General features: G+C 52.5%; 8 protein-coding genes. 4 read left to right on the top strand and 4 right to left on the bottom strand.

Going from position 1 to position 8,382, the window contains the following annotated elements; all coding sequences use genetic code 11:
* Nucleotides 1–375 precede the first annotated feature (375 nt).
* A complete protein-coding gene (locus tag AK2_RS16050) occupies nucleotides 376–951 on the top strand; it encodes a DUF3990 domain-containing protein (protein ID WP_067937056.1) in 576 nt (191 codons plus the stop codon).
* A 364-nt stretch (nucleotides 952–1,315) separates the two neighbouring features.
* Here AK2_RS16050 and AK2_RS16045 read toward each other — a convergent pair whose 3' ends face one another.
* The 4 genes from AK2_RS16045 to AK2_RS16025 all read right to left on the bottom strand — a co-directional run bounded on the left by AK2_RS16045 (nucleotide 1,316) and on the right by AK2_RS16025 (nucleotide 5,718).
* The gene (locus AK2_RS16045) at nucleotides 1,316–1,981 is read right to left on the bottom strand and encodes an SOS response-associated peptidase (RefSeq protein ID WP_067937053.1); all 666 of its coding nucleotides are present in this window, start codon (nucleotides 1,979–1,981) and stop codon (nucleotides 1,316–1,318) included.
* Nucleotides 1,982–1,994: 13 nt separating this feature from the next.
* Nucleotides 1,995–2,906 (bottom strand): ATP-dependent DNA ligase, encoded by a 912-nt coding sequence (locus AK2_RS16040; protein WP_067937063.1) that lies wholly within the window; start codon nucleotides 2,904–2,906, stop codon nucleotides 1,995–1,997.
* A gap of 105 nt (nucleotides 2,907–3,011) precedes the next feature.
* A complete protein-coding gene (locus AK2_RS16035; RefSeq protein WP_067937050.1) occupies nucleotides 3,012–4,130 on the bottom strand; it encodes a glycosyltransferase in 1,119 nt (372 codons plus the stop codon).
* 1,264 nt (nucleotides 4,131–5,394) lie between these two features.
* A complete protein-coding gene (locus tag AK2_RS16025) occupies nucleotides 5,395–5,718 on the bottom strand; it encodes a DUF4406 domain-containing protein (RefSeq protein ID WP_067937044.1) in 324 nt (107 codons plus the stop codon).
* A 30-nt stretch (nucleotides 5,719–5,748) separates the two neighbouring features.
* Between AK2_RS16025 and AK2_RS16020 the strand changes: the two genes are divergently transcribed.
* From AK2_RS16020 to AK2_RS16010, 3 genes are read left to right on the top strand one after another with little or no spacing between them, the layout of a single operon-like run.
* Nucleotides 5,749–6,006, top strand: coding sequence for a YhjD family protein (locus AK2_RS16020; protein ID WP_067937043.1), 258 nt, complete (start codon nucleotides 5,749–5,751; stop codon nucleotides 6,004–6,006).
* Nucleotides 5,996–7,258, top strand: coding sequence for a DNA polymerase IV (locus tag AK2_RS16015; RefSeq protein ID WP_067937033.1), 1,263 nt, complete (start codon nucleotides 5,996–5,998; stop codon nucleotides 7,256–7,258). The genes AK2_RS16020 and AK2_RS16015 overlap by 11 nt, the downstream gene beginning before the upstream one ends.
* Complete coding sequence (locus AK2_RS16010; protein ID WP_245632951.1) at nucleotides 7,255–7,581, top strand: YolD-like family protein; 327 nt, start codon at nucleotides 7,255–7,257, stop codon at nucleotides 7,579–7,581. The genes AK2_RS16015 and AK2_RS16010 overlap by 4 nt, the downstream gene beginning before the upstream one ends.
* Nucleotides 7,582–8,382 lie beyond the last annotated feature (801 nt).

Genomic DNA, 8,382 nt, shown 5'->3' with positions numbered 1-8,382 from the left:
CTCCCGGTAATTGTCGGCCTCCCTCTTGTTTGGGAAGGCTCACCGGCACAAAAAAAGAGCGGAATCCTATCAATGATGGATCCACTCTCTGATCAAGACTCTTTTTGTACTGATTAACGGATATGTTGCTGGTATTGTATTCCCATGGAGGAGCTACTAGGAGACGTTCAGCGTAATTTTTGATTTTTAGGCTGCAAATAATTAGTAATGAGTTGAGTATAGTTTGATTGGACTCCGACTGAATAGACGAAGTGGAAAAGATATTTCATATCTCTCATTTTGAATATTGAAGATGAAGAACCCGGCACATCTCTTCATCCGGATTGAAAAGGCGGATTCGTGATTCTTTCGGACAAGCCAAGAAGGTGAAGTCATATGCGTCTATCAGAGTATCTTCGAAACACCGATACATTCCAGGACAGCCTAGAATTATTTTTGTTCCATGGAACTCATACTGGTTACCGTGAGAGCTTTACGGAGGGTATCGGAATCCCCGGCCTTGTGAACCCAGAGATGAACCCTAATACCGATTTCGGACCAGGCTTTTACATGACGGGATTCTCCTGGCAAGCCATTGCATGGGCCAGAAAGCGGGCCAGGATTGATGATTACGCGCCCATGCTTGTAATGGTTAAGGTCAAGCTTAAAAAGCTCCGGCGAATTAAGCCGTCACGAAAGCTCATCGTTGATGAATATGATGCAACATGGGCGTCTACAATAAGAGCAGGGCGAAGTGGAGAAACTCTGCCTTACGATTGGATATGCGGACGGTGCGCGGACAACAAAGGTATCCATTTGCCACGCGATAAATGGCCTTCAGATGACGCGGAACTGGCTCGCCTACTTACGCCAGAGGAAAACACACAAGCGTATCATTTCGAGCAGATATGGTTCGGAAACGAGGACATTATTAAACACTGCTTGACGCAACCGGTTATAATAGATTTGTAGAAGACACCAGATCACGTGAAAAAGTGCAAGCAGACTACTGTAATAGGTGGTGATCTCCGTGGTAAAGGAACAAGTCGATTACCGACAGTACCTCGATGCTGTGGTTCGGTGCATGACAAATCGCCTTCACCTAGATGCATCTGAAATTGATAAACATCTTCGTGAAGATGAGTCGTACATCCACGACTTGTTTGCTGAGGACCCGGAGATCATTTTTCATGATGACCCCATTCGGTTAGCTACATCACTTGGTGTCCGTTGGCGACTAATGGAGCGACCACAATTAGTGGTTAAACGACCACATTAAGGCACAGCCGAATCCCAAAGGATTCGGCTTTTTTAATTCAACGATGACGTAAGCTACTCATCCATGGTACTCCTCCACGCACTTCGGCCCATCGTTTCTCACATTACCGACCATTGGGTTCACCGGATACGCATACATCTCCTCATCAGTCGGCCGGAGAACCGACGTCACCAATTCCGGGTCCGTTACGCTCCGATCCAGCCATAGGTCCACACCGGCCTCGTCCAAGATCACCGGCATCCGGTCATGGATGTTCCACATGAATTGGTTTGGTGCACAAGTTATGATCGCGAACGAGCTGACCTTCTGACCGTCTGGTCCGCGCCATGTATCGTAAATCCCCGCGAAGGCGAACACCTGGCGTTTCTTTAGGCGAATCCGGTACGGACGCTTCGTATTCCGCTGCCACTCATAGAAGCCGTCGGCTGGAATAATGCAGCGTTTCTTCGGAACAAGGTCTCGGAATCTGCGGTTCACCAACAGCGTTTCAGCGCGTGCGTTGATGGGGCGTATGTTGCTTTTCGCGCTCTGTACCCATGGATGAATCAGCCCCCATTTCAGTAAGCCGATTCGACGCTCGCGGCCATCCGAAACAATGGCGGCGACATCCTGGGTCGGAGCAACGTTGTATCTGGCGGGATATCGGAACCCGTTATCGACAACTCCAAAGTAGTTCAATACGATTGACCAGTCCTCGAACGCTTGCGTGAACCGCCCGCACACGGTATTTCACCTCTCAACTCGCCCACACACAGTCCTCTGGATTCTTGTTCGGAAGGAAACCTTTGAATGATACGATGCGTAAGTTGTGCCGTTCTGTCTGCTCTAGGTACTGTACCCGGCAGCATAGTACAGGTTCGACCCACTGGCAGTCCTTGCCTTTCACTGTGTGCAAATCTTTGGCTACCGCCAGAAATGCCGATTTTTCCTCCGGTCGGAACCCGAATTCGACCACTGCGATGGGCTTATTCCGCACAGTGGGGAAGTGAGCCCCGACAATAAGTCCAAACTGTGGTTTCTGACGGTACCCCAGAATCACCGTATCAATGGTCTTCCAGTTCTTCACCTTCAGCCAGTCTGGAGACCGCGAACCGAAGACGTACCGCGAATTCGCACGCTTGGCCACAATGCCTTCCCAGTTTCGCTCTTCGGTCTGCTTCTTCAAGGCAATCCCTTCACCACGAACAAACATGGTCGGCATAATCATCTGTGCCGGCTCCACGATGTCGGCCAAGCGCTTCTTCCGTTCGACCAACGGTTCGTGCGTGTGTTCGTGGTCGTTCGAGTAAATTAGGTCGAAGACTATAAAAGTTACCGGGTGAGACTGTGTGGCCTTGAGTATCTTGCGTTCGTCCCGCAATCGGCCGCGGTAGGCAAAGTCGTCGAACACACTCCGCCCGTCGCGCAGGCATACACCCTCGCAATCCAGGATGGCCGAGTCGGCGTGAATATAACGGACAGCCTCCTGCAGCTCAGGAAACCTTCGCGTCACGTTGGTGCCATGGCGGGTATACGCTTCGATGTGGTCGCTCTGTTTGTGAATCAGCAGACGCCAGCCATCCCACTTTGGTTCGTTCAGCCAATCTGGGTCATCGAAAGCATCCGGTCTCATCGTGGCCAGCATGGGAGAGATTGCTGTAAAGAGCACGATCATCACCTATTTCCATTGTCACATTCGACCGTGCACCTGGAAATAGGAGGTTGCTGGAACCGTTAGTCCGGATGGTTTGTGACATAGTACCGCACCCTCTTTTTACTCGCGAGTCACTACGACTCGGTGCGAGGACCTGGTGTTTATTTCTCTCCATGTCCAACGATTGTTCGCTTTAAAGTTCCACACCGTGGCACAGATAATCCCACACAACTGTCCGATTAATTCGTCCCCGTGAAACCCCAGGAACAACTGAACACTTACAGCCGTCACCAATACCCCGATAGTTGAAATCAAAACGAATATCGGGAATTTCAGGGTCCTGCGCCACATGACGGGAGAAGACGAGTCTCGCCACGTCACTCTATCATTCCAGAGAAAGTTATGGGCCATGGCAATGAGCGAAGCTATTACCGAAGATCCGACTGGAGGAAGGTGAAACACGCGTACACACATTCCCATGACCAACATGTTAACTATGACACCCAGTGCACCGACACCACAAAATAAATAAAACCTCCTGTCCTCCGGACTCTGGCGTACCAGCTTGGCAATGTGGTGCAGAAAGTTCCACTGTTCCCGAAGGCTCATTTTTGACTCTCCGGCAGTGCGGGACTCAAAACCGTAGGGAATTTCGTGTACGCGAGCATACTTACCCTTCACCAGGACCTCGATCAATATCTTCCAGCCAATCGGGTCCAGATCCACTCCTTCCACGACACATTTCCGGAGCCCAAAGAATCCACTGGTACAATCGGAGATATTCCTTAATTTCTGTATTGAAGTGCGCGCTATAGTCCGCGCTGTCCAAGAAACAAACTTTCTAAGCGCGTTTAATCCGCCATCTGATCCCCCTGGGACAAAGCGGCTCGGAATGACGATATCCGTTCCTTTACCAAGAAGCTGCATGATTTTTGGCAGGAGCTCAGGAGGATGTTGCAAATCAGCATCCATGACAACAATATTCTCACCTGTAGCCCGTCGAAATCCTTCCACTACAGCTGTCCCTAAGCCTCTGACTGTAGTTCTGTGCACATACCGAACCTGCGGATGAAAAGCGGCCACCTCAGCAAGAATTTGTGGGGTGTTGTCTGTACTATCGTCAATAAAGCATATTTCGTAAGAATATCCTGTGTATCCCAAACAGATCTCAATCCGCCGTACCAATTCGAGAATGTTGTCAGCCTCGTTAAATGTTGGAATCACTATACTTAGGTCCATACGTGCCACCTCTCATACCGCTCGCTCAGCGATCTCAAATGTACATGTCTCGTTTACCTGTACAGACACATTGGCCCTCCCCTCAATCATCCTCATACTCCAACCGAGAAGAATGCAGAAACGATGCAATTTGTCGGCACACAAGATCCCGATCTATTCATTCTCCGCGTACACGGCAAAACGACGAGCCTCTGCATCAACAGCATCGCTGATGAGGTTCCCGCCGTTTGGAACGTGTCTCCACCATATATGGGCCGAATGGATGGTTTACACGCAGGTATGGCTGAGGCATAATGTAACTGAAAGCAACGCAAAATGTAATACTGTCCGCCTGGATATCTCCCGACGGGCAGTGAGACGGGGCCTGCAGCACCGAACGCTTGGGCCGATTGAGCAAAGATGACAGTCACTCCGAAGGTGGCCAATCTCTACGCGGAGTGGCTGTCGGTGTGGTATAACTCTAACGATTCGGGTATACTGGGTATAACAAAAGGAACCCTACCAGCGGCTACTGGCAGGGTTCCGACGGACGATGCAGCGCTCTGTCGGAGTTGATGGGATCAGTGGTTTTGCTGATGACCGGTTGGCTGAGAACCGGTCATCGCTTTTTTATGGTGATCTCGACGTTCACGAACAACGGAAACATCACGTGTCCGGTCGGTACGAGAAACAACCGAATACGGAACCACCGCATCAACTCTCACCCCCCTCGGCTCTCCGACAAGGAGGCACCGCACCGTCCCACGACAGCCGAGGGGGGTGTCAGCCAACGACAAGACGCTGGCCATCTTTTGATGGGTCGAATCTATTATATCAGGTGTACTACTTGGCCATTAGCATTTTCGTCTCTCTTCTCTACATAAACTTCCTTCCTAGTTCTTTTACGCCAATCGCAAACGTGCCAAGGCCCGCCTGCGACACCAGTACGGAGCACTTGTTCGTCGTTGGGTATTATCCGGGCCTTCTCCCTCCGCGGGTTCGGAGGGTCTATCATGATTATTATCGTCGTCATCGTTTAATGCCCTCCTAAGCACTATATGGTTGCCTTACTCGCGGATTCTGTTGATGAACACCTCGTTGTTCCGCCAGCCAACATTGGAACTCTGTCAGTACGTTCCTAGATGGAGTTTGGCCGTCAGAACCACCCAGACCCAACAGGCACGCCGCAACTTCCACTGGACGCTTGGAAAGCCAGACCACTGTCGCGTCGAATGATTGCTCCGTGTTGCGCGCAAACTGCTCTACTGCCTCGCGAAAATAGAAATCACTCATGGCTCTGTTCACCTACCAACTGCCTTTTAGGCACGCGAACTGAACCCAGGCTTGTCCCAAGCGACTCCAAGACGGATTGGATGTCGATTTCAGTCGGAAACATCTGCCTATCCGTCAAAGACCAGATGTATATAGGGATGTTTAAAACAGAGGCGAGAAACGTCTCAATCATCGCACCTCGCGAAGTCTCCCAGCCTGGCAAGAGAACGAGCATATCACTGACCGTCAGCCAGCAGATGTCATGGCGCATGTACAACGCCCAATCATCGCCGGGCACACGCTGTTCGGCCGGATTGAACACCTCAGCAGAGTGCATAACCAGAACACGTGTTCGGTGGTGAAGACTGTGCGTGCGACAGCGGTTCTAAGGGAGCTCCTGATTCTCGAATTGCTCATGCGCCGTCTACAGCTGCACCGCCGGGAACTATACAGACGGCTAAACGACATGGATATCCATGTGTTTGAACGCGAGGATAACGAGCTTGATGTAACGATTCGGTATACAGAGCATGGTTGGCAACGAGAGAGCGTGTTCATGCGGGCCATGCTGGATGCAGAGGCCGCCGGCCGGCTGCGGAGAGCAGGAATTCGAGATGGCGATTGAGTGGATTGTCGGACACATCGACATGCAGAGCTTCTACGCTTCTGTCGAGATTGCATCCAACTCTCGTTGGGCCGACCGGCGCCAATTGGAGGTCGATCACACCGACCCTCCCCTCGCCGTGACGGGTGACCCGAAGCGCAGGAGCGGGATTGTGCTCGCCGCATCCCCCACGGCTAAGCACGCAGGCGTGGACACAGCAATGCGCTTGGGAGAGGCCCTAAAGGTGTGCCCACGTCTTATCACGGTGAGGCCGCGCATGCAGCTGTATCTCGATGTATCGGTGCGAATCCATGAGACGGTTCGCATGACCTTCCCCTTGTACGAGCCTTTCAGTGTGGACGAGTGTTTCTTCGCACTGCCCTGGCCGAGTGAGCTTTTCCCCGACCCTGTTGCGGTCGCCCGAGAACTCAGGGAGCGGATTTGGGACCAGTTTCGTATTCGATGTCGAATCGGCCTAGCACCGAACAAGTGGTGCGCCAAGATGGCGAACAAGCGTGCAAAGAAGACGCCAGGCGGCGTTGTGTGGTGGCCGAAGGATCGAGTCCTGGACGAACTGCACCCGCTGCCCGTCACCGAGATGTGGGGGCTTAGACGACGTGCGGAAGTTCTGCAGGAGCGTTTTGGTTGTCAAACAATCGGCGATGTTGCACGAGTCCCCGTTGGTCGTTTACGAGCGGTGTGCGGCGTATGGGGAGAGGTAATCCATCGCTGGGCGAATGGGATAGATTACTCGGACTTCAATCCGGACACGATGCGAGTGCCCCATCAAGGATTCAGCAACCGAATGACCCTTCCACGGGACTATTACGAGCGCCGGGATGTCATGGTGGTGCTCCTCGAACTCCTGGACGAAGTGTGCGAACGGGCCCGCCGAGCGGGTCAAGCCGGCCGGCGAGTCGGAATCGGCATGACATACGAGGGATTGACCGGCGGATTCTATCGCGCCAAGACCATTCCGCAGCCGTCGAACCGGCCGGAGGAACTGTATCCCACCCTTGTGGCGTTGCTCGACCGGCACTGGGACGGGAGTGGAGTGCGTGCGGTGTCTGTGTCACTGGACATGCTGATGCAGGATACTACGGCCATCCAGTTGTCATTGCTCGAGGATGTACCGCGACGAAAGCGGTACTGGCAGGCCGTTGATGCAGTTCACTCGCGCTTTGGCGAAACGGCGGTAATGCGGGCCAGTAGTCTGCTACCTGCCGGACAGATTCGTGAACGATCGCAGAAGATTGGAGGTCACTGGGCGTGACAACGATCCGTGACGGCAACATCTTTGAGGCGATGCGAATTCTGCTTCCGGAACACAGAACGACGGCTGAACGGTATCGGAGACAACGAGCGCGCCGGCGACCGCCGGAATTATTTGAGGATGAGCTAGCGGAGATGCAATACGTACTGTCCGAGGCCATTGAGCAGCGCAGACCGGTGCGCCTCACTCTTTTTCACCCGTCCGAGGATGTGGTGATCGAGGGAGTGCCGGAGTTACGTGGAGGGCGTTTGTGGCTGTGGCAAGCCGACGGCAATCGTGTGCCGGTGGATTACCGACGGTTGATTCGAGTTGAAGTCTCCTGAGGTTTCAGCACAAGGAATAGTCTGCGAATTATCGTGGTTCGGTGGTCATGAACCCCACGGCTAAAGCCGGGGGCTCCCGGCGCCAGGTGCATTTCGGTGGATGCTATGTTTCTAATCCGATTGAATTGGTATAATGAAGGATAGAGACAGGGAACGAAGTGCGTCTTGCCCTAGCTGAGACCCAACAGCGAGGGGGTGAGGCGCGATGGGTTGGATGCAACTGGCACTATCCGGCATCCAAGCAGGTATTGCCCTCGTTCGCCTCTGCCTCGACCTGTTCGAGCGTAGAAAGCGATAAGCTGGTTGTCCATGTGACGTAAAAAGCCATGCGTGATCGCCACAATCACGCATGGCATCCGGCTAAGGCAAGACCGGTACCCACTGTTCCCTGTCTCTATTGTATTCCCAGAATCACAGAATGTAAACCGCATTATACACCGGTCAGGATTCCTGAGCCGCTCGATATTCGATGGTCACGTCATTTTGTTGGCATTCCTTCCATAGTGACAGTACGAAAGATGCGGCGGATCGGTATTTTGTTTCTATCCTGGTTGAAGAAGAGATTGAACCGAAAGCGCCTGTTCATGTGTGCCTCCGGGTCCGTCACTACTTAATTTACATGTAAGAAACCTTGATTAATCCAGGTGGATGTTTTAGCATAACGTACAGGTAAATAACTGTTCAATAGGAGTTGAGTATCTGTTGGCGCGGCCACCAAAACAAGATGCGGAAAAACGAACGCACCGGCTCACGGTGTACCTCACGGGGGAAGAGCGGGAGATGCTCGCTCTACTGGCCGAA

Source organism: Alicyclobacillus kakegawensis NBRC 103104, from assembly GCF_001552655.1.
In the GTDB taxonomy this organism is placed as follows: Bacteria; Bacillota; Bacilli; order Alicyclobacillales; family Alicyclobacillaceae; genus Alicyclobacillus_G; species Alicyclobacillus_G kakegawensis.
This window is presented reverse-complemented; position numbering and strand designations above follow the sequence as displayed.